The following is a 19,410-nucleotide window of genomic DNA, read 5'->3' as shown; positions in this document are numbered from 1 at the left end:
CGGGCTGCGTCGATGGTCACGGAAAGCTCATTCGGACCGGGCCTGCATCCGGTTACACCCATCACGCCGATGTGATCGCACGGGAAATTTGCTCGCTTTTTTCGAAACACGCTGTAACCGTTTCGACGCGTTCCCGTATGAGCTTTCCAGAGACATGACCGTTGTGACCGAGTCCGAGTTGAAGGTGCTGATGCTCTTGTCGCTCGACGGCGACGAGGCGGCCTATCGCTGCCTGCTCGACGTGCTCCGGCATCTTCTGGTGCGCTACTATGCACGGCGGCTTGGACGGTCCGACACGAGCGATGTGGACGACCTGGTGCAGGACACGCTGCTTGCGCTGCACCAGCGCCGGATTACCTATGACCGCGAAAGGCCCTTTACGGCCTGGTTCTTCACCATTGCCCGCCACAAGCTGGTGGATCACCACCGCAGGACGGGCAACAGGGGCCATGTCGGGCTGGAAGCGGCGGGAGAGATGCCGGACGGCTATCGCGAGGATGCGGTGTCGGCGCAGATGGATATCCAGCGGCTGCTCGCCGGACTTCCCGCGTGGCAGGCCGAGGCGATCCGTCAGGTCCGGCTCGACGGCAGCTCGATCACGGAGGCCGCGTTGCATGCCGGGCGTTCGGAAAGCATGGTCAAGGTGGGCATTCACAGAGGTATCAAGGCGCTGGCGGCAAGATTGAGAGGCGATCATGGCAGGGACGAATGAATTGATCGACGATCTCGTGCGGGATCTCCGGCCTGTGCACAGGCACGCGCTGGCGTGGCTGCTCGGCCGCGCTCTGCTGCCAGGGCTGGCGCTCTCCACCGCCTTCATCCTGTTCGTGCACGGGCTGCGCCCGGATCTCGGCGCGGCGCTCTTCCTGCCTGCCTTCTGGGTCAAGTCCGCCTATCCGCTGCTGCTCGGCCTCATCGGTGTCGGGGCGCTCCTCGTCGTCGCGCGACCCGGCGGGCGTCCGGTCGGCAGCGCCCTGCAGGTCGCAATCGTCTACGCGCTGCTGGTCGGGCTTGCCGTCCTGCAGTTGCGCCAGGCCACCACGCCGGATGAAAGCCATCGGCTGATCATGGGCATCTCCGCCCTCTACTGCCCGCTGATCATCCTTGCGACCGGTGCGGCGCCGATGGCAGCGACCTTCTGGTTTCTGCGCAGGAGCGCGCCCACCGCGCCGGGGCTTGCCGGAGCGATCGCCGGCCTCAGCGGCGGAGCGCTTGGCGCCTGGATCTACAGCTGGGGCTGCATCGAGAACGGCCTCCCCTTCGTCGCGCTCTGGTACACGCTCGGCATCGTGTTGTGCACGACGCTCGGCAGCATCATGGGTCGCCTTTGGCTGAAATGGTGAGCCCGGCATCCCGAACGCTGGCAAGCCGGCCTTTCAGGCGCGGCACGGCGAAGTCCGCGAACGCCCGCATCTTCAGCGGCATGATCGCCTGCCCCGTATGCACGAGATGAACCGGCAAGGGCTCCGGCTGGGCATCGTTCAGCACCGCGACCAGCCGCCCGTCGGCAAGGGCTGACGCTGCCTGATAGGACAGGATGCGGACGATGCCGGCGCCCGCCAGCGCTGCATCGATGGCCCCGTCGGCGGTGTTGACCGCAAAGCGCGGCCGGATGGGCACGGCGATCGTCTCTGCCCGCTCCGCCGTTCCGGCGGTCTTGCCGCCGCCAAACAGCCAGACGGCGCCGGCAGAAAGCCGCTCGAAGGCGATGCAGTCATGCTCCGCCAGGGCGTCGAGGCTTTCCGGTTTTCCGCGCGCCGCGAGATAGGCAGGACTGGCACAGGTGACCCAGCGAACATCGCCAAGACGCGTTGCCTTGAGGCTGCTGTCGGGCAGCGGGCCGATCCGCACCGCGAGATCGACATGGTTCTCGACGAGATCGAGGACATGATCCGACAGAGCGAGGCGGATGTTGATCTGCGGATAGGCCTGCAGAAACGCGAGAACGACCGGTTCGACATGCATCCGCCCGAACATGATCGGCGCCGTGATCAGCATGTCGCCGCGAGGGGTGCGATATTCTCCGGTCGCGACACGCTCCGCCTGGTCGAGCTCGTCCAGAACGCGGCGGCAGGCGGCGACAAAGGCGTGCCCCGCATCCGTCAGCAGGAGTTTGCGGCTCGTGCGCACGACCATTTGCGCGCCGAGATGCGCTTCGAGATCGGAAACGCGGCGACTGACCGTCGGCAGCGGTACGCCAAGTTTACGCGATGCGGCCGACAGGCTGCCCCCGTCGACCGCGGCCAGCAAGGTGCGCATGGCTTCGAAACGATCCATGGCGAGGGTTCCACAAAACAGAAGGAAGGCTTGTGATTTTCGCAGATACCGCATGTTTCTGCAACAAGCTAGAAAGCTGCGGTAACAGGGCGGCATTGATCTCCGGATGTCGCGATGCAGAAGGATGAAACCGATGCCGGCTTCGAGCGATATTGCCTTCACACCCACGGTCAAGGCGCTTCAGGCCGAGCGGGGATCGCGCATCGCCTATGCGCGGATGGAGCAGGACGGCGGCTTCCGTACGGAGATCAGTGACGATCTTGTCGCCTTCCTCGCACATGTCGATACGGCCTATCTTGCAACCGCCAATGCCGCCGGCCAGCCCTATGCCCAGCACCGGGGCGGTCCGAAGGGGTTCATCCGGGTGGTCGACGACACCACGCTCGGGTTCGCCGACTATGCCGGAAACCGGCAGTATGTTTCGATCGGAAACCTCGAAGAGAACGACAAGGCGTTTCTGTTCCTGATGGATTACGCCCATCGCCGCCGGATCAAGCTCTGGGGCCGCGCACGCGTCGTGACCGACGATCCGGGTCTCCTCGAGCGCCTGATGCCCGAGAACTATCGCGCTCGGCCGGAACAGGCGATCCTGTTCAAGGTCGAGGCGTGGGATGTGAACTGCCCGCAGCATATTCCCCAGAAACTCGATGCGGCCGACGTGGCCGCGGCGATGGAGCGGCTCGGGGAGCGCATTGCCGCGCTCCAGACCGAGAATGAAAGCCTGAAGCGCGCCCTCGATCGATCCCTCGGACGCGCTCAGGATCAGGACCCGGCGGCATCATGACGGGAGCTCGGGCGGCGTGAGACGCTTTCGCCGCGCAGCGTCAGGCTTCGACGCCTGCCTGCCGGAGGGGATTGCCCGATCCGGCAGGGGCGTGACGCGCGGGGTCAACCGGCTTTTGCGCCACGCGTCTTGGCCAGGCTCCACACGACGCCGCTTGCGATGATGGCGAAGGTGATGCCGAGAGAAAGGGCGGCAGGGAACTTCTCAAGACCGAGGAGGTCGGCAAGGAAGACCTTGGAACCGATAAAGATCAGCACCACCGCCAGTGCGGGCTTGAGATACTTGAAGCGGTGGATCATCGCCGCCAGGGCGAAGTAGAGCGCGCGAAGGCCGAGGATCGCGAAGATGTTCGAGGTGTAGACGATGAACGGGTCGGTGGTGATGGCAAAGATCGCCGGGACCGAGTCGACGGCGAAAATGACGTCGGCAACCTCGATCAGCACCAGCGACATGAAAAGCGGCGTCACGAAGAGGGCCATCTTGCCCGTTACCGGATGCGGCTGGCGCACGAAGAAGTGCTCGCCATGGTGCGTCTCGGTCACGTTGAAGCGGCGGCGCATCCACAGGACGAGCGGGTTCTTGGCAATGTCGGGCTCCGCATCCTTCATCACGAGCATCTTCACGCCGGTAAAGACCAGGAACGCGGCAAAGACGTAGAGGAGCCAGGAGAACTCGGCCACGAGCGTGGCCCCGACGCCGATCATGATGGCGCGCAGCACGATCACGCCGAGGATGCCCCAGAACAGCACGCGATGCTGATAGAGACGGGGCACCGCGAAGAAGGAGAAGATCAGGGCGATGACGAAGACATTGTCGAGTGCCAGCGTCTTTTCGACCACGAAGCCGGTCATGTAGGCCAGACCGGACTCCGCACCGAGATACCACCAGACCCAGCCGCCGAAGGCGAGGCCGAGCGAGATGTAGAGCGCGGACAGCCTGATGCTTTCCCCGACCTCGATCTCCTTGTTCTCCTTGTGCAGGACGCCGAGGTCGAAGGTGAGGAGGGCGATGACGATGCCGATAAAACCGGCCCACATCCAGACAGGCTTGCCCAGCCAGTCGATAAAGAGAAACGCGAAATCCATGGATCAACCTCTGCCGGCGCGGTGTCGGGGATAGGGTCCGACATCGCAAGAGCGCCGGAGCTCTCGCCAGAGGGGCCCGGACCAGCGGGTTGGAAGCGAGATGGGAACGGCCCCAAAACGAATCAAGAGGCCTCCCGATAAAAAACCGGCGGATCTCAAGAAACCGGATTTCCTATGGCAAGACCCATCCTCTTCACGGTGCTGACCATAGGCTCGCAGGCACTATAGGCTCAAACCGGCCATAGACTGGGAGAGGCCATGGAGCCCCATGGAACGGTTGGGTGCCTCATCCGTTGTCTTTCAAAGAACGTCATCATGTTCCCAGGAGGATGCCATGGACAGCGACGAGAAGAACCTGCCGGCCGCGATGGACACCATCATCGAGACCTATTCCGTCAGCCCGGACGAAGCTGAGCGCATCGTCCAGCAGTTCGGGGACGACGAGCAGGAACTCGCCCTGCTTCTCGGCCATGAGGGTGCAACGAAAGTCCCCTCGCCCAACACGGCGAATGTCGAGGAAAGCTACGTCCTCTTCGATATCTGAGCCGCACACAGGCCTTCAACGGGTGCGCGCCGGGCAGGCTCTCTGCCCATGCCGAAAAGATACAGCTTGTCGCTGCAGACGCGAATTCCTATAAAACCGCCCAAGATGTACGTTCCGGACCTGTCGTCCGGCACGCTGAAGGGATGGAATTTTGCCGGAATTTGAACAGACACTCGGCGCTGGCGCGCTGATCTCGATCGCCGTCGGCGCCGTCCTTCTCCTGCTGCTGCTGATCATTCAGTTTCGCGTGCACGCCTTCGTCGCCCTCATCCTCGTCAGTCTCCTCACGGCCGTGGCCGCCGGCATTCCTGCCGGCAGCATTCTCACGACGATGACGAACGGCTTCGGCTCCACCTTGGGCGGTGTCGCGCTTCTGGTCGGTCTTGGTGCCATGCTCGGGCGCATGCTCGAAATCTCCGGCGGCGCGCAGGCGCTTGCGGACGATCTCGTGGCCCGCTTCGGCGAAAAGCGGGCACCGATGGCGCTCGGCATCACATCGCTCATCTTCGGCTTTCCGATCTTCTTCGATGCCGGTCTCGTGGTCATGCTGCCAGTGGTCTTCACCATCGCACGCCGGCTGGGCGGAAGCCTGCTGCTCTACGGCATTCCCGTCGCCACGGCCTTCTCCGTCATGCATGTCTTCGTGCCGCCGCATCCCGGACCCGTTGCGGCCGCCGAGCTCCTGGGCGCCGATGCCGGCCTCCTCATTCTCGCCGGCCTGGCAGTCGCCGTCCCCACCTGGATCATCGCCGGCCAGTTGTTCGGCACCTGGATCGGCAAGCGCATCATGCTGCCGGTTCCCGAGAGCTTTTCCGCACCCGTACCCAAGGACGACGGCGCGCATCCGCCGAGCCCGGGTCTCGTTGTTGCCCTTCTCCTTCTGCCGCTTCTGCTGATCTTCATGAACACCGGGCTCGATTTCGCCAGAGCGCAGGGATGGGTGGACAAGAATGCGGCCTGGTTCCAGCTCGCGCGGACACTCGGCGCGACGCCGGTCGCCCTTCTCATCTCCGTTCTCGTCGCCAGCTACGTGCTGGGCCCGATGCGCGGCCGGACGGCGATCGAGGTCGAACGCATCCTGGATTCCGCGCTGGGTCCCGTCTGCTCCATCATCCTGATCACGGGCGCCGGCGGCATGTTCGGCGGCGTGCTGCGTGCGTCCGGAATCGGTGCCGCCCTGTCGGACGCCTTGTCGGATATCGGCCTGCCGGTGCTGGTCGCGGGCTTCCTCGTGGCCACGGCCCTGCGGGTGGCGCAGGGCTCGGCCACGGTTGCGCTTATCACGGCGGCGGGCCTCATCCAGCCGGCCGTGCAGGCCGCGGGCTATCAGGGCCTGCAGCTTTCGGCCATCGTCATCGCCCTCGCATCCGGCTCCGTCATGCTGTCGCATGTCAACGATAGCGGCTTCTGGCTCGTCGGGCGTTTCTTCGGCATGGATGTCAAGACGACCTTCAAGACCTGGACCGTCATGCAGACGCTCGTCGGCCTCGTCGGCTTCGCCTTGGCCAGCCTCATGTTCGCGCTCGCCTAGACGCGGCAATCGGCAGCGGACACGCCGGCAGCGCCAGACCGCCTGCCTGCGTTCGAGCGCTCCGGGATCTGCCTGTTAGCGACCCCTTCGAAGCCACGAGAACGGGCGCGGCTTTGTCACTGGCTGGCCCTGTTCCGTGCCCGATCTCCGGTCTTCGCGCATGGCGGCGAGCAGGGCCAAGGCGCCTTCGAAATCGAGTTCCGTCCGGAGGGCCGGATCGAAGTAGCGGGGATAAAGGATGTAGGCCGCAGCAAAGATCTCGGTCGTGCTGCGCCTTGCCGTCCGGCGCGGACAAAGCTGGCGGTCGTCTGTCGCTCCCCAGCCGGCATAGAAAGGCATCCCGAGACAGGTCACGGGGATGCCGCGGATCAAGGCCTCGAAGCCCGAAAGCGAGGTGATCGTATAGACGCGATCCACGGTCTCGAAGGCGTCGGCCAGCGTGATGTCCTCCTCGAGGATCAAGGCGAGATGGCGTACGTCCCGCGGATCGGACTGGTAGGGACGGGTGCCGTGCAGCAGTTCCGGATGCGGCTTGTAGATGATCTGGGCGTCCGGATTTTCCTGCGCGGCGACGCGAACGAGGTCGTTGTTGTCGATCTTGCGGTCGCAGCCTTTCAGGATCGACGCATCGCCCTCGACCTGCCCCACCACCAGGATGCGTGTGCGCGTCTTCGGGCCGTAGACGGACGCAATATCGATATCCCTCGATGTGTTGTACTTCGAGAGCCGTGACGCCACGAGGCTGTCGATGCCGCGGCGGGCCCGTTCCAGCAGCGGCGCATCGGCGGCGAAGTCATAGGTCTGAAGGATCTGTTCGAGATCCGACGGCGTCGTGGCGTCGAAATACATGCCGCCCCGATCGAAGCAGAGAGAGATCGGAGGCGCTTTCGTTGCGCCGAGAGCGAGCGATCGGAGAAAGCCGTCCTCCACGCGAATGAGCGTGATCCCGTGCCGGTCACAGAACGCTTCGACAAAGGCCGGTATCTTGTATCCCCAGACATAAACCTTGGAGCCTTTGCGGATACGCAAGGCAGGCGCCACAAGCGTGTAAAATTTCAGTGGGCTGATTTTCCTGTTCCACTGAACAATCGTCTCGCCTCCAAGCCAGTCCCGCAGAAATGCCTTCCAAGGGCTGAGGCCGAGGACATAGGAGCGTGGTTTGAGCGCCGATCTCTGCCGTTTGAGATAGAGTATCGGGTTCCAGGTATTCTCGGCAGCGTGGTCATGGGGCATGGCGTGGATCCGCGCGATTGGCATCACTGTTGGCGCTACGCAAGGCAGCGCGCACCGACATACCGTTGACCGGCTGAAAAACCAATCATGTTCCCGCCGATGGCGGTCGAACGTCGCTCACGCTTCGTCCATCCCGCAACGCTGACGCGCCCAAGATGACGGCGGTGCGGAGCGGAAGACGCCGCTAGCGTCTTGACCTCCGCTTCTCGGGATGCGGCTGCGCCAGCTGCACCTGATCGCGTCCCAGCGCCTTGGCGCTGTAAAGGCCGCTATCGGCTTCCTTCAACAGGTCATCCTTTCGGTGCGCGCCGCGCAGGCTCGACTGGGCGACGCCGATGCTGACCGTGACGATGCCCTTCTCGCTGCCGGCATGGGGTATGCCGCGGGCGCGCACGGCCGCGCAGAGCGCCTCCGCGATCTCCAGCGCCGCCCCGTCCCGGACATCGGGCAGGATGACGGCAATCTCTTCGCCGCCATAACGAGCGACGACGGCGCCCGGATGGATGGACGACGCCTGCAGTAGCGACGTCGCGATCGCCTTCAGACACGCATCGCCCTCGGGATGCCCGTAGGTGTCGTTGAAGGCCTTGAAGCGATCGACATCGATCAGGAGAAGGCCGAGACCCTGGCCGGCCTCGACGGCCTTTCGCGTCATGTCGTCCAGCGCCACGTCGAAGGCGCGGCGATTGAAGAGGCCGGTGAGCGCGTCGGTCGTGGCAAGCCCGGCCAGGTGACTGTTGAGGACCTTCAGGTCGACCTCCGCCTTCTTCGCGGCTGTGACGTCGGTGAAGACGATCATCGCGCCGCCATCGGTCGCATGCCGGGTGCGCGCCTCGATCCAGCGGCCGTCGGCAAGGCGGAACTGGCGGGTTCCCGCCGTCATGAAGGCTGCAAATGTGCGCTCCACCGTGTCCTCCGGACAGCTGGGCACGGCCTGGTCCTCGCCCCGCGCGATGGCCATCCGCAGAACGTCCTTCAGCGACGTTCCGACATCGCGGATATCGGCCGTCAGCGGGAACAGCTCAAGGTATTGTTCGTTGCGGAAGAGAAGCTTGCCGCTCGCGTCGAACATGGCGAGCCCGTCAGCCATGCTCGATACCGCATCGGCCAGACGCGTCTGGGCGGTGGCGAGCGCCAGCTCCGTCTGCTTCTGTTCGGTGATTTCGCGGTTGTGCGTCACGAGGCCGGTGATCGCGCCTCGCTCGTCCAAGATGGGCGCTTTCAGCGTTGCCAACCAGACATCCCGTCCGTCGAGGCTCGTGAACCGCTGTTCCACCATCAGCGGCTTTCCCTGCGCGATGAGGCTTTGTTCGATGGTGCGAAATTCCGCGGCAATATCGGCGGGATAAAAGTCCATGTCGCTCTTCCCGAGAAGAGCCGGCACGGTTGGCGCATTCATCAGGGTGGCGGTCGCGGGGTTTGCGGCGATGAAGCGGCCGCTCAGGTCCTTGGCGTTCAGGCAATCGGGGAGCGCCTCGATGATCGCTCTGTAGATCCGGTTTTCGTTGGTGATATCGACGCGCCGCCGCTCCTGGAGAATGGCGAGGCCCGAAAAAATCGTGGAGACGAACAGGACCGATGCGAACGGCGCGACAACGGAGGGGAACACGACGCTCCAGCGATCGATCGCGACCGTGAAGACGAATCCGACGGTCCCGCTCGCCGCAACCGCACCGGCGAGGGCCGCCAGCCGTCCGGGCGTGACCGGCTTGCTTCTCGTGATGCGCCACAGGACGAGCCCGGAGACGGCGGTCAGCAAGATATGGGTGACGCCGGTGACGACGCCGGTGCCCCCGAGCGAGATCCGCAACGCCAGCGCCGAAACCAGCGGCAGAACAAGGGCGAGCGGCCCGCCGAAGAAAGCGCTGATCCCGATGAAGGTGTAGCGCAGGTCCAGATAGATGCCCGTCAGGAACTGGAACGGGAGCATCATGACGCAGACCGTCCCGCAGGCCATGATGACGCCGAGCGCGATCGGCGAGACGCGCGGGTGCAGGCGCGAGAACCACGGGTTCCCGAAGGTCAGCAAGCACGTTGCGATCGCGACGACGGCGAGGTTTCCAAGAAGATTGTTCCAGAGGGTCATCGTTTCCATCCGCATGCAGTCCGACATCCTAGCGGAAGAACGTCAACGAAAACCTGACAAGATCGACGTTCGGAAAGATCGCTTCGACGGCCGCACCAAAACACCAGCCGAACGACCGGTGCCCGCCCGTCGACGATCACCCGGGCAGATGCAACATCGTCAAGGCGTTTTCGATCGCGGCCCCGGATGCCGTGTTGTCGAAGACGCACCAGCTGTCGGCCGACAGGGCTGTCCGGAACCTTTGAATCTCCGCATCGTCATAGGCGGAATAATAGATCGTCGGCGCGCCGTGCAGCCGCACGTATACGGGCGGCGTTTCGAAGGTCTCCAGGGGCCAGACAGGCGCAGGATCTGCAAGAACGCGGTCGATATGGTGGTGGTCGAGCAAGGTGCGTGCCTCCCCGGACGCCCAGCTCCGGTGACGCGCCTCCAGGACGATCTGTCCGCCGAACCCGTTTCGAAACACCGTCATCGCCGGTTCGATAACGGCCGGATCGAAGGGCAGGCTCGGCGGAAGCTGACAGAGGAGCGGGCCGATTTTCTCATCAAGCGGCGCGATCTCCTGGAGGAACGCGTCGAACAGCGGCCCGATCTCCGTGAGGCGATGTTCGTGCGTCATCGTTTTGGGCAGCTTGAGCGCGAAACGGAACGCGTCGGGAACGCTGGCGGCCCAGCGGGCATAGGTGGATTCTCTGTGATGTCTGTAGAAGGTCGAATTGACCTCCACGCCCTGGAACACGGCGGCATAGCGCGCCAGTCCCGAGCCTTCGGCTGGAAAATGTTCGGCAACCGTGCCCGGAACCGACCAGGCTGCTGTCGCAATCACCGGCATGCCTTGCGTCCTTCCTGACCCCACATCATCGATGGGCCGGGACGCTTTTGCCGCCTTGATGGTCGGCTGCGCATCCCGTCACGGACAGAAGAACAGGGAGCGGCGTGAGAGGTTCCAGACGGCGATGCGACTTAGACGGCTGTCACGAAACGCTCGAGCTTGCCGAGGGTCTGCTGGCCGAGCGCCTCGGCGCCGAAGCCTTTGGCGTCCTGGAATTCCGCCTCCGTGCTGAGGACCATGCCGAGGGTAACCGTCGTCGCCCCATCCTTCTCGTCGAACGCGGCCCAGGCATCCGCATGTTTCGGCCCGTTCTCGCCCCAGAGAAGCGTGTAGCCGAACCGTTCCTCGGGAACGACGTCGCCGTAGAGGTGATGGTTGGGATAGATCGTTCCGTCCGGGCCGATCATGTCGAAGACCCATTCGCCGCCCTGGCGCAGATCGATCCTGCGGGTGCGGCAGGAGAATCCGTCCGGTCCCCACCAGAGCGGCAGCGTCTCGGCGTTCATCCAGGCTTTCCAGACCGCAGCCCGGGGCGCCTTGATGACCCGGCGCAGGAGCAGGGTCCGTTGCGCTGCACCGGAAAGATTGTCGAGGCCGGCGGCGAAACCCTGCCGGTAGCCATCCTCCATCTCGCCGTCGCGCGCGGACAGTTGCACCGTGACCACCAGCCTGCTTTTTTCGCCCGGCCCGCCCTGCTCGGCAAAGTCGGCGGTGACCAGAGCGCAGGATTGCGGCACGCCCTCGCAGGACACCACTTCGGCATTCACGCAGCGCGCTCCGGGCTGCATCTCCAGCCAGCGGCACTCGCAGCGGCGATCCGGCTCGCCGTCTACCTTGCAGAGGGACACCTCGCATCCGCCGACACCTGTTTCAGCTTGAAGAAACGTCACCTCGGCGGCCGGGGACGGCGCTGCCCATACGGCCCGCATGGCGGGCGCTGTCCAAGCCTCCCAGAGCGTGGCAAGCGGTGCGCCGATCGTCCGCTCGAAGGTCAAGGTGGAAAAATGGCTGCCGTCCTCGCCGGTCGCAGGCATTGCCTTTCGGCTGTCCGTCGTGGTCGTCGTCATGGTTCACGTTCCTCCATCCCGCGCATCACCAGCGCCTCGAGCCGATCCAGTCTGGCTTCCCACGTCGCGCGCTGGTCCTCGATCCAACGGCGGCCCGGGTCGAGCGCGCCCGGCCGAAGTGCGCAGGTGCGCACCCGCCCGTCCTTCGACGACGCGATCAGGCCGGCCTCTTCCAGAACCGAAAGATGCCGCATGACGGTCGGCAAACGCAGGCCCGTGGGACCTGCAAGTTCCGTCACCCGTGCCGGCCCTTCGGCCAGCCGCGTCAGGATCGACCGCCGCGTCGGGTCCGCCAGAGCCTGAAACAGAAGCGAGAGATCGACGTCATGCTTAGCCATGCGACTAACCAATACGAAAATCCTCCGCCGCGCAAGGGAAACCTAGCCGTTTGGCTAAGTTTCTTGCGCGTCGTGACAGAGCGTGGGATTCAAAAGGGGCGGGAGAGAGGAGCGATGGAACGCTCGGACATCGCTGGCCAGCGGCCAGGCGATCTCAGGACATGATCAGGCCGCCATCGACGTTGATCGTCTGTCCCGTGATATAGGCGGCGTCGTTGCTGGCGAGGAAGGTCACGAGGCCTGCGACGTCTTCGCCCGATCCCGCGCGTTTCATCGGAATGCCCTCGACCCATTCCTTCATCAGCTCGCCCGGCGCGTAGGTGCCAAGCAGCTTGCCCCAGGCCTCGTCGTTGTAGGCCCACATATCGGTTTCGATGATGCCGGGGCAGAAGGCATTGACCGTGATGCCGTCGGTTGCGACCTCTTTTGCCAAGCTCTGGGTGATGCCGACGACGCCCATCTTGGAAGCTGCGTAATGCGGGGTGTAGATGAAACCGTCGCGGGCCTGACCGGAGGCGGTGTTGATGATACGGCCGCCGCGGCCGTGTTTGCGGATGCGGGCGATCGCTTCCTGGGCGCAGAGGAAGACGCCCTTGGTATTGACCGCCATGACCTTGTCCCAGTCGCCTTCCGATAGATCCTCGACCCGGGCGATCGTGATCACGCCGGCGTTCTGGATGGACACATCGACCGATCCGAAAGCGGCCTCTGCCGCGTCGTAAAGGGCGACGACGCTCGCCTTGCTGGTGACGTCGCCGACAAAGGCGATAGCCTTGCCGCCGGCCGCGGCGATGGCCTCGGCAACCTCGTGCACGCGGTCTTCATTGGCCGATACGACGAGATTGGCGCCCTCGCGGGCAAAGCGGGCGGCAATTGCCGCGCCGATCCCGCGGCTTGCGCCGGTGATCACGACCGTCTTGTTATCGAAACGTTTCATGGGATGTGTCCTCCAAGGCTGGCGCGTCACCTTTTCCGGTGCGCGCGCGTCTCCCCTCCGTCGGACGAAGCCCGGCATGAAGAAGCGGATCGCACGGCAACGTCGCTTGACGCACGATCCGCCCGCGGTTTCGTCAGGGAGGTGCCGAAACCGCTATGGGTGTCGTTCGGTCCCGGGGCGCGATGTCGTTGCGCACCGGAACGGCGAAGGAGGGTCGACTACCAGCAGCAGAAGCCGCCATCGACCAGCAGGTCGACGCCCGTGACGAAGCTTGCGGCTTCCGACAGGAGGAAGACGGCCGGGCCGACCATCTCGTCGACCTTGGCCATGCGCTGCATCGGCGTCTGCTCTTCGAAGAGCTTCGTCTGGTGCACCATTTCCGGCCGGGTGTTCATCGGCGTCGCGGTGTAGCCGGGCGAGATCGTGTTGACGCGGATGCCGCGATCGACCCATTCCATCGCCATCGATTTCGACATGTGGATCACGCCGGCCTTGGAGGCGTTGTAATGCGCCTGGCTCAGCCCGCGATTGACGATCACGCCGGACATGGAGGCGATGTTGACGATCGCGCCGCGGCCGTGCTTCAGCATTGCGCGTGCCTCGGCCTGGGAGGAGAGGAAGACGCCCTTGAGGTTGATGTCCATGAGGGTCTGGTACTGATCCTCGTCCATCTCCTCGGCCGGATTGGCATTGGCGATGCCGGCGGCGTTCACAGCGAGCGACAGGTCGCCGAGATCTGCTTCCGTCCGCGCAACGGCGTCGGCGAGCGAAGCCTTGCTGGTGACGTCGGCTGCGATCTCGATCGCGCGACGGCCGGCGGCCTTGATGTGATGCGCCGTCATTGCCAGACCGTCGTCGGTGCGCCGGTCGAGCAGCGCGACATCGGCGCCGCACTGGGCAAGGCCGATGGCGATGCGCTGGCCGATGCCGCTGCCCGCACCGGTGACGAGGGCCACATGGCCCGTGAGGTCGAACAGCTTGGGGGCGTTCAGAGCGATGTCGGACACGGCTCTTCCTTTCCTTGGTTCTTCAGATCGTTGCGAGTTCCATGACGGACACGTCATTGGCCTGTTCGCGGTTGAGGATGCCGGCCTGGTTGCCCTGGGCGAGCACGAGAATGCGGTTGGAGACGCCCAGCACCTCCTCGAGGTCGGAGCTGACCACGATGACCGCGACGCCCTGCCGGGCGAGGTTGACGATGATATCGTAGATGCCGGCGCGCGCGCCGACGTCAATGCCGCGGGTCGGTTCGTCGAGAACGACGACCTTCGGATCCCGCATCAGCCACTTGGCGATGACGATCTTCTGCTGGTTGCCGCCCGACAGGTCGGAGGCATGCTGCTCGGCCTGTCCCTTGACGTTGAATTTCGCGATCGCGGTCTCGGCGAAAGCCTTCTTGAGGCCGGCGGTGATCCAGCGGGAGCCGAGCTTGTCGAGATTGGCGTAGATCAGGTTTTCGCTGATCTTGTGGGCGACGACGAGGCCCTGGTCCTTGCGGTCTTCGGGCACGAGCACGATGCCCTTGGCGATCGCATCGGCGGGATCGCGGAGCTTGAGAACATCGCCGTTGAGCCGGATCGTGCCCGCCTTCACCGGATCCGCCCCGGCGATCGCCCGCACGAGCTCGGTCCGGCCGGCGCCCACGAGGCCCGCAATGCCCAGGATCTCGCCGGCCCGCACCTCGAAGCTGACGTCGCGGAAGGCATTCCGCGTGGAAGTGAGGTTCGACACCTGCAGGACCGCGCGCTCGGTCGGCACCGGCACCGGCGGAAACAGTCGGTCGAGCGATCTGCCGACCATGCTTTCGACGACGGTGCGCACGGGTGTCGCGCTGTCGGCGAATTCCTGCACGCGCTCGCCGTCGCGCAGCACGACGATGCGGTCGGTGATCTTCTTGATCTCTTCCATACGGTGGGAAATGTAGATGATGCCGACGCCTTCGGCCCGCAGCTTGCGCACCTGTTCGAACAGCGCTTCGGTCTCCGCGCCGCCGAGCGCGGCCGTCGGTTCGTCGAGGATCAGGAGTTTCGCGTCGAGCGCCAGAGCCTTGGCGATCTCGATCAGCTGCTGGTTGGCGGTGGAGAGCCCCGCCACCTTGCGGGACGCCGGGATATGCAGGTTGAGGCGCGAGAGCTGTTCCTGGGCCCGACGCTCCATCTGCGCGCGGTCGACCACGCCGTTGCGGGTCGGCCAGCGTCCGATGAAGACGTTTTCGGCGATGGACAGCTGCGGCAGGAGTTTCAGTTCCTGGTGGATGAGGACGACGCCCTTGTCGATCGCCTCGCGTGGCGTGGCCGGGGCATAAGGCTGCCCCAGCCACGTCATCGTTCCCTCGGACGGCGCCCGCGATCCGGCAATAATGCCGGACAGCGTCGACTTTCCGGCTCCGTTCTCGCCGAGAAGCGCCACGACTTCACCCGCATGCACGTCCAGGTCCACGGATTTGAGAACCTGGAGCGGTCCGTAGTGTTTCGAGATGCCTCGGAGGGACAGAACCGGCTGAGTCATGGCAAACGTCCTTTCGGTCACGACGTCATCAGGGATGGTTGGCGATGAACTCGGCAACATTGTCCTTGGTGGTCAGCGTCGCGTCGAGCAGCTGCACCGGCGGCACCTTTTCGCCGGCCACGATCTTCACCGCGTTCTCGACGGCTTCGCGGCCCATCTTCTGCGTCTGCTGCGTTGCCGTGACGTTGAACACGCCCTTGCTCAGCGCTTCCAGAGCTGCCGTATCGCCGTCGAAGCCGCCGACAACGATCTTCTGCGAGGGATTGGCGACCTTGATCGCCTGTGCCGCGCCGAGCGCAAGGCCGTCAGCCTGGGCAAAGACGATCGAGATGTTCGGGTTGGCCTGCAGCATGTTCTGCATGATCTGGAAGCCCTCGTCCTGGGCCCACATGTTGGAATACTGCTCGGCGACGACCTTCACGTCCGGATAGGCCTTCAGCGCTTCGGCGCAGCCCTTCGAGCGATCGACTTCCGGCGTGGTGCCCTTCTGGCCATGGATGATGACCATGTCACCCTTGCCGCCGGCTTCCTTGAGGATATGGTCGCAGACCGCCTTGGCCGAGGAGACGGAGTCCGTTGCCAGGAACGTGTCGCCCGGTGCGCCTTCGGCATTGCGGTCGACGTTGACGACCGGCACGCCGGCAGCCTTTGCCAGCTTCACCGGAACGGTCGCGGCTGCTGCGCCGGCGGGGATGTAGATGAGTGCGTCGATGTTCTGCGTCAAAAGGTCCTGGATCTGGTTGATCTGGGTCGGTCCATCACCCTTGGCGTCCACGGTGACGACCTCGATGCCGCGCTTCTTGGCTTCGGCTTCGACGGACTGCTTGATCTGGTTGAAGAAGTTCGCCTGCAGGTTGGCGACGGCAAGGCCGATCTTCTTGACCTCGGCCGCATGGGCGGAACCGAGCGTGAGGCCGAGAATGGCTGCCGATGTCAGAAGAGTACGTGCAAATGTCATGGTCGTTCCTCCGTTGTGATTGAACCCGGGGATAATCCTCCACCCCTGGGGCATAAGCTCCGCTCCAAACCTTTCGGAGGGGAATTGCGTGTCCTGAAGCACCGCTGGATCGGCCGAACGTCAGCCGACAAGAGACCTTCAGCCGGACAAGAGACTAGGCGCGGCGGCGGCGCATGGTTTCGGCACCCACCGCAAGCACGATGACGACGCCGATGATAACCTGCTGCAGGAAGGGCGAGACGTTTAGCAGGTTGAGGCCGTTGCGCAGAACGCCGATGATGAGGACGCCGATCAGCGTGCCACCGATACCCCCAGCCCCGCCCGAAAGGGACGTGCCGCCGATGACGACCGCGGCGATCGTGTCGAGCTCATAGCCGAAGCCGCTCGACGGCTGGACCGAGTCGAGGCGTGCGGCGAGCACGATGCCGGCAAGGCCCGCCAGGATGGCGCTGATCACGTAGACCGCGATAGTGACGAACGGGACATTGATGCCGGCAAGGCGCGCGACCTCGGGATTGCCCCCGACCGCATAGAGCATGCGGCCTTCGGCGCGGTAGTGCAGAAACAGCCAGGCGACGAGCACCACGAAGAGCATCAGGAACACGGTGGCCGTGAGAATGCCGAAATGCCGGTCGATCGCGAGCATCATGAACCAGTCGGGGAAGCCGACGATCTGCTGGCCGTCGGTGATCATGTTGGCGACGCCGCGGGCAGCCGACATCATCGCCAGCGTGGCGATGAAGGCAGGAACCCGGAAGACGGTCACCAGAAGTCCGACGATGAGCCCGCTGACGGCGGACGCGAGGAGAGCGACCACGATGGCGAGACCCAGGGGAAGGCCGGCGATGTTGGCGGTCCAGCCCATCACCATCATGGAGAGCGCCAGGACCGAGCCCACCGAGAGATCGATGCCGCCGATGAGGATGACGAAGGTCATGCCGACGGCCATGATGCCGATCACGGTGATCTGGTCGAGAATGTTGAGGCCGTTGCGCAGCGAGAAGAAGGCATCCGTGCTGACGCCGAGGAAGATGCAGAGCGCGAGCAATCCGACGAGAGGTCCCGTCGCGCCACTGAGTTTCTTCCGCCACGTGCCGGACGGCCGGGCCTGTCCGTTGATGTCGAGCGCCACCATTCGTCCTCCTCGCAAGCAGCGAGACCGATGGCCATCAACTGCTAGAATAAATATTCACTCCTGCCGGAAAATTCACTACCAAGCCCCGCTGATCGTGTCAACCGGAATTGTCCGGATGCGTACATCGAATTATCGTGAAGTGCTCGTTGCGGTGCAGCATATCGCGCAGAGGCAAGCTTGCGACAGGGGGTTGACTATTGGGGTAACTATGCAAGAATATCACCACATGCATATTTATTCACGCGAGGAACTGATGGAGATTGATGATCTTGAGCGCATGGCGCGCCAAATCCGGCTGCGGGATCTGCAGGCCGTGTTCGAAGCCGGCGCGGGCCATATCGGTGGCGAGATGTCGGTCATCGACGTGCTCACCGCTTTGTATTTCCGCGTCCTGAAGATCTGGCCCGACCAGCCGAAGCATCCGGAACGCGACCGGTTCGTGCTGTCCAAGGGGCATACGGCCTGTGCGCTGTATGTAACGCTCGCCAAGCGCGGCTTCATTCCCGAGGACGAGATCTCGACCTTCCTCAAGCCTTATTCGCGCCTGAACGGCCATCCCAACTGCAACAAGGTGCCCGGCGTCGAGACCAATACCGGGCCGCTCGGCCACGGCTTGCCGGTCGCCGTCGGCATGGCGAAGGCCGCCAAGCTTTCGGGCGCGGCCTACCATACCTATGTCGTGACCGGCGACGGCGAGATGCAGGAAGGCTCGAACTGGGAGGCCATCATGGCCGGCGCCCATTTCGGCCTCGACAATCTGACGCTGCTGATCGACCACAACCGCTTTCAGCAGGGTGCGTCCATTGCCGACACCAACGGTCTCGCGCCGCTCCGCCCGAAGGTCGAGGCCTTTGGCTGGGAGGTCACCGAGATCAACGGCAATGCGATGGGCGAGGTCGTTGCAGCGCTCGAGCATCGCGGGTCGCGACCGCACTGCATCGTCGCCCACACCAACAAGGGCCACGGCATCTCGTTCATGCAGGACACTGTCGACTGGCACCACAAGGTTCCGAACAAGGAACAGTACGACATCGCCGTCAAAGAACTGTCGGAGGCCCTCTAATGAACGCGCACGTCCCATCCCAGAAGCTCCACGACTGCCGCGACGCCTTTGCGGCCACGCTGGAGCGCCTCGCGGCGGAAGACGAGACGATCGTGGTCGTCTGCAACGATTCCGTCGGCTCGTCGAAGCTCGGCGGCTTCAAGGCGAAATTTCCTGAACGGCTGATCAATGTCGGCATCGCCGAGCAGAACATGATCGGCGTGGCGGCCGGCCTCGCCAATGGCGGGCGCATCCCCTATGTCTGCGCCGCCGCACCGTTCCTGACGGGTCGCGCCCTCGAGCAGATCAAGGCCGACATTGCCTACTCCAACGCCAATGTGAAGCTCGTCGGCATCTCCTCCGGGATGGCCTATGGCGATCTCGGGCCGACCCATCACTCGATCGAGGATTTTGCCTGGACACGCGTCCTGCCCAACCTCCCCGTCATAGCGCCGTGCGACCATATCGAGACGGCGGCAGCCGTCGAATGGGCTGCGCACACCGCCGGCCCGTGCTTCCTGCGCCTGTCGCGCGTCGGCGTCCCCGACCTCCTTCCCGAGGGCCACGTCTTCACGGTCGGCAAGGCCAATCTCCTGCGCGAAGGCTCCGACGTGACGCTGATCGCCAACGGCACGCTGACGCACCGCATGGTCAAGGCGGCCGAGATCCTGGCCTCCCGCGGCGTCAGCGCCCGCGTCCTCAATCTCGCGACGGTGCGTCCGATCGACGAGGACGCCATCGTCGCCGCTGCTCGCGAAACCGGGGCGATCGTCACGGCCGAGGAGCACTCGACGTTTGGCGGCCTCGGATCGGCCGTGGCCGAAGTGGTGGTCGATCTCGCACCCGTGCCGATGAAGCGGCTCGGCGTTCCCGGCATCTTTGCGCCGACCGGCTCGGCCGAGTTCCTGCTGAACGAGTTCGGCATGGCGCCGGAGGCGATCGCCGACGCTGCGGAAGCCGTCATCCGGCGCAAGTAGTCGGCAGACCCTTCAGCCGGGCGGGCGGTTTCATCGCCGGCCCGGCTTTCATAGGGGTGCCCGGGTTTCTGATAGG

General features: G+C 64.4%; 19 protein-coding genes. 7 read left to right on the top strand and 12 right to left on the bottom strand.

The window, feature by feature from the left end:
- The first annotated feature begins 154 nt into the window (after window positions 1-154).
- Both ASG25_RS21225 and ASG25_RS21220 read left to right on the top strand, forming a co-directional pair.
- Complete coding sequence (locus ASG25_RS21225; RefSeq protein ID WP_062479187.1) at window positions 155-712, top strand: sigma-70 family RNA polymerase sigma factor; 558 nt, start codon at window positions 155-157, stop codon at window positions 710-712.
- Entirely contained in the window at window positions 696-1,343 is a 648-nt protein-coding gene (locus ASG25_RS21220) for a DUF1109 domain-containing protein (protein ID WP_062479185.1), read from the top strand. The genes ASG25_RS21225 and ASG25_RS21220 overlap by 17 nt, the downstream gene beginning before the upstream one ends.
- On the opposite strand, the gene ASG25_RS21215 is transcribed toward ASG25_RS21220, so the two are convergent.
- Window positions 1,315-2,277 (bottom strand): LysR family transcriptional regulator, encoded by a 963-nt coding sequence (locus ASG25_RS21215; RefSeq protein ID WP_062479182.1) that lies wholly within the window; start codon window positions 2,275-2,277, stop codon window positions 1,315-1,317. The genes ASG25_RS21220 and ASG25_RS21215 overlap by 29 nt on opposite strands.
- Before the next feature lie 133 nt (window positions 2,278-2,410).
- On the opposite strand from ASG25_RS21215, the gene ASG25_RS21210 reads away from it, so the two are divergent.
- A complete protein-coding gene (locus ASG25_RS21210) occupies window positions 2,411-3,061 on the top strand; it encodes a pyridoxamine 5'-phosphate oxidase family protein (protein WP_062479179.1) in 651 nt (216 codons plus the stop codon).
- A gap of 104 nt (window positions 3,062-3,165) precedes the next feature.
- On the opposite strand, the gene ASG25_RS21205 is transcribed toward ASG25_RS21210, so the two are convergent.
- Complete coding sequence (locus ASG25_RS21205) at window positions 3,166-4,146, bottom strand: TerC family protein (protein ID WP_062479176.1); 981 nt, start codon at window positions 4,144-4,146, stop codon at window positions 3,166-3,168.
- A 334-nt stretch (window positions 4,147-4,480) separates the two neighbouring features.
- On the opposite strand from ASG25_RS21205, the gene ASG25_RS21200 reads away from it, so the two are divergent.
- Entirely contained in the window at window positions 4,481-4,690 is a 210-nt protein-coding gene (locus ASG25_RS21200; protein ID WP_062479173.1) for a hypothetical protein, read from the top strand.
- 151 nt (window positions 4,691-4,841) lie between these two features.
- Window positions 4,842-6,221: a gluconate:H+ symporter gene (locus tag ASG25_RS21195; protein WP_062479170.1), complete on the top strand. Its 1,380-nt coding sequence runs from the start codon at window positions 4,842-4,844 to the stop codon at window positions 6,219-6,221.
- Window positions 6,222-6,296: 75 nt separating this feature from the next.
- Here the strand turns inward: ASG25_RS21195 and ASG25_RS21190 are convergent, their stop codons facing one another.
- From ASG25_RS21190 to ASG25_RS21145, 10 genes are all read right to left on the bottom strand, one after another.
- Window positions 6,297-7,454, bottom strand: coding sequence for a capsular biosynthesis protein (locus ASG25_RS21190; RefSeq protein ID WP_062479168.1), 1,158 nt, complete (start codon window positions 7,452-7,454; stop codon window positions 6,297-6,299).
- A gap of 184 nt (window positions 7,455-7,638) precedes the next feature.
- Entirely contained in the window at window positions 7,639-9,555 is a 1,917-nt protein-coding gene (locus ASG25_RS21185) for a diguanylate cyclase (RefSeq protein ID WP_210168468.1), read from the bottom strand.
- Between the two features lie 121 nt (window positions 9,556-9,676).
- Entirely contained in the window at window positions 9,677-10,372 is a 696-nt protein-coding gene (locus ASG25_RS21180; RefSeq protein ID WP_062479165.1) for a DUF72 domain-containing protein, read from the bottom strand.
- Between the two features lie 131 nt (window positions 10,373-10,503).
- Entirely contained in the window at window positions 10,504-11,406 is a 903-nt protein-coding gene (locus ASG25_RS21175) for an SRPBCC domain-containing protein (RefSeq protein WP_156379657.1), read from the bottom strand.
- A 29-nt stretch (window positions 11,407-11,435) separates the two neighbouring features.
- A complete protein-coding gene (locus ASG25_RS21170; RefSeq protein WP_062479160.1) occupies window positions 11,436-11,777 on the bottom strand; it encodes a metalloregulator ArsR/SmtB family transcription factor in 342 nt (113 codons plus the stop codon).
- A 154-nt stretch (window positions 11,778-11,931) separates the two neighbouring features.
- Complete coding sequence (locus tag ASG25_RS21165; RefSeq protein WP_062479157.1) at window positions 11,932-12,714, bottom strand: SDR family oxidoreductase; 783 nt, start codon at window positions 12,712-12,714, stop codon at window positions 11,932-11,934.
- 218 nt (window positions 12,715-12,932) lie between these two features.
- Window positions 12,933-13,721: an SDR family oxidoreductase gene (locus tag ASG25_RS21160; protein ID WP_062479154.1), complete on the bottom strand. Its 789-nt coding sequence runs from the start codon at window positions 13,719-13,721 to the stop codon at window positions 12,933-12,935.
- A gap of 22 nt (window positions 13,722-13,743) precedes the next feature.
- On the bottom strand, window positions 13,744-15,222 hold the full coding sequence (locus tag ASG25_RS21155; protein WP_062479151.1) for a sugar ABC transporter ATP-binding protein: 1,479 nt from the start codon (window positions 15,220-15,222) through the stop codon (window positions 13,744-13,746).
- A gap of 28 nt (window positions 15,223-15,250) precedes the next feature.
- Window positions 15,251-16,180 carry a sugar ABC transporter substrate-binding protein gene (locus tag ASG25_RS21150; protein WP_062479148.1) on the bottom strand — a complete coding sequence of 310 codons (930 nt, stop codon included), beginning with the start codon at window positions 16,178-16,180 and terminating at the stop codon, window positions 15,251-15,253.
- Between the two features lie 154 nt (window positions 16,181-16,334).
- Window positions 16,335-17,315, bottom strand: coding sequence for an ABC transporter permease (locus ASG25_RS21145; RefSeq protein WP_062479139.1), 981 nt, complete (start codon window positions 17,313-17,315; stop codon window positions 16,335-16,337).
- Between the two features lie 253 nt (window positions 17,316-17,568).
- On the opposite strand from ASG25_RS21145, the gene ASG25_RS21140 reads away from it, so the two are divergent.
- Complete coding sequence (locus ASG25_RS21140; RefSeq protein WP_062479136.1) at window positions 17,569-18,378, top strand: transketolase; 810 nt, start codon at window positions 17,569-17,571, stop codon at window positions 18,376-18,378.
- Window positions 18,378-19,334 (top strand): transketolase family protein, encoded by a 957-nt coding sequence (locus ASG25_RS21135; protein ID WP_062479134.1) that lies wholly within the window; start codon window positions 18,378-18,380, stop codon window positions 19,332-19,334. The genes ASG25_RS21140 and ASG25_RS21135 overlap by 1 nt, the downstream gene beginning before the upstream one ends.
- Window positions 19,335-19,410: the final 76 nt, after the last annotated feature.

The organism is Rhizobium sp. Leaf384, from assembly GCF_001424065.1.
Lineage (GTDB): Bacteria > Pseudomonadota > Alphaproteobacteria > Rhizobiales > Rhizobiaceae > Ferranicluibacter.
The sequence above is the reverse complement of the archived record's forward strand: the minus strand, read 5'-3'. Positions and strand labels throughout refer to the sequence as shown.

Coding starts and splice junctions, on each gene's coding strand:
- ASG25_RS21155 (WP_062479151.1), bottom strand. CDS start 15,222: ATGACTCAGCCGGTTCTGTCCCTCCGAGGCATCTCGAAACACTACGGA.
- ASG25_RS21210 (WP_062479179.1), top strand. CDS start 2,411: ATGCCGGCTTCGAGCGATATTGCCTTCACACCCACGGTCAAGGCGCTT.
- ASG25_RS21150 (WP_062479148.1), bottom strand. CDS start 16,180: ATGACATTTGCACGTACTCTTCTGACATCGGCAGCCATTCTCGGCCTC.
- ASG25_RS21180 (WP_062479165.1), bottom strand. CDS start 10,372: ATGCCGGTGATTGCGACAGCAGCCTGGTCGGTTCCGGGCACGGTTGCC.
- ASG25_RS21165 (WP_062479157.1), bottom strand. CDS start 12,714: ATGAAACGTTTCGATAACAAGACGGTCGTGATCACCGGCGCAAGCCGC.
- ASG25_RS21170 (WP_062479160.1), bottom strand. CDS start 11,777: ATGGCTAAGCATGACGTCGATCTCTCGCTTCTGTTTCAGGCTCTGGCG.
- ASG25_RS21175 (WP_156379657.1), bottom strand. CDS start 11,406: ATGCCTGCGACCGGCGAGGACGGCAGCCATTTTTCCACCTTGACCTTC.
- ASG25_RS21185 (WP_210168468.1), bottom strand. CDS start 9,555: ATGCGGATGGAAACGATGACCCTCTGGAACAATCTTCTTGGAAACCTC.
- ASG25_RS21225 (WP_062479187.1), top strand. CDS start 155: ATGACCGTTGTGACCGAGTCCGAGTTGAAGGTGCTGATGCTCTTGTCG.
- ASG25_RS21140 (WP_062479136.1), top strand. CDS start 17,569: ATGGAGATTGATGATCTTGAGCGCATGGCGCGCCAAATCCGGCTGCGG.
- ASG25_RS21200 (WP_062479173.1), top strand. CDS start 4,481: ATGGACAGCGACGAGAAGAACCTGCCGGCCGCGATGGACACCATCATC.
- ASG25_RS21220 (WP_062479185.1), top strand. CDS start 696: ATGGCAGGGACGAATGAATTGATCGACGATCTCGTGCGGGATCTCCGG.
- ASG25_RS21215 (WP_062479182.1), bottom strand. CDS start 2,277: ATGGATCGTTTCGAAGCCATGCGCACCTTGCTGGCCGCGGTCGACGGG.
- ASG25_RS21135 (WP_062479134.1), top strand. CDS start 18,378: ATGAACGCGCACGTCCCATCCCAGAAGCTCCACGACTGCCGCGACGCC.
- ASG25_RS21145 (WP_062479139.1), bottom strand. CDS start 17,315: ATGGTGGCGCTCGACATCAACGGACAGGCCCGGCCGTCCGGCACGTGG.
- ASG25_RS21205 (WP_062479176.1), bottom strand. CDS start 4,146: ATGGATTTCGCGTTTCTCTTTATCGACTGGCTGGGCAAGCCTGTCTGG.
- ASG25_RS21190 (WP_062479168.1), bottom strand. CDS start 7,454: ATGCCCCATGACCACGCTGCCGAGAATACCTGGAACCCGATACTCTAT.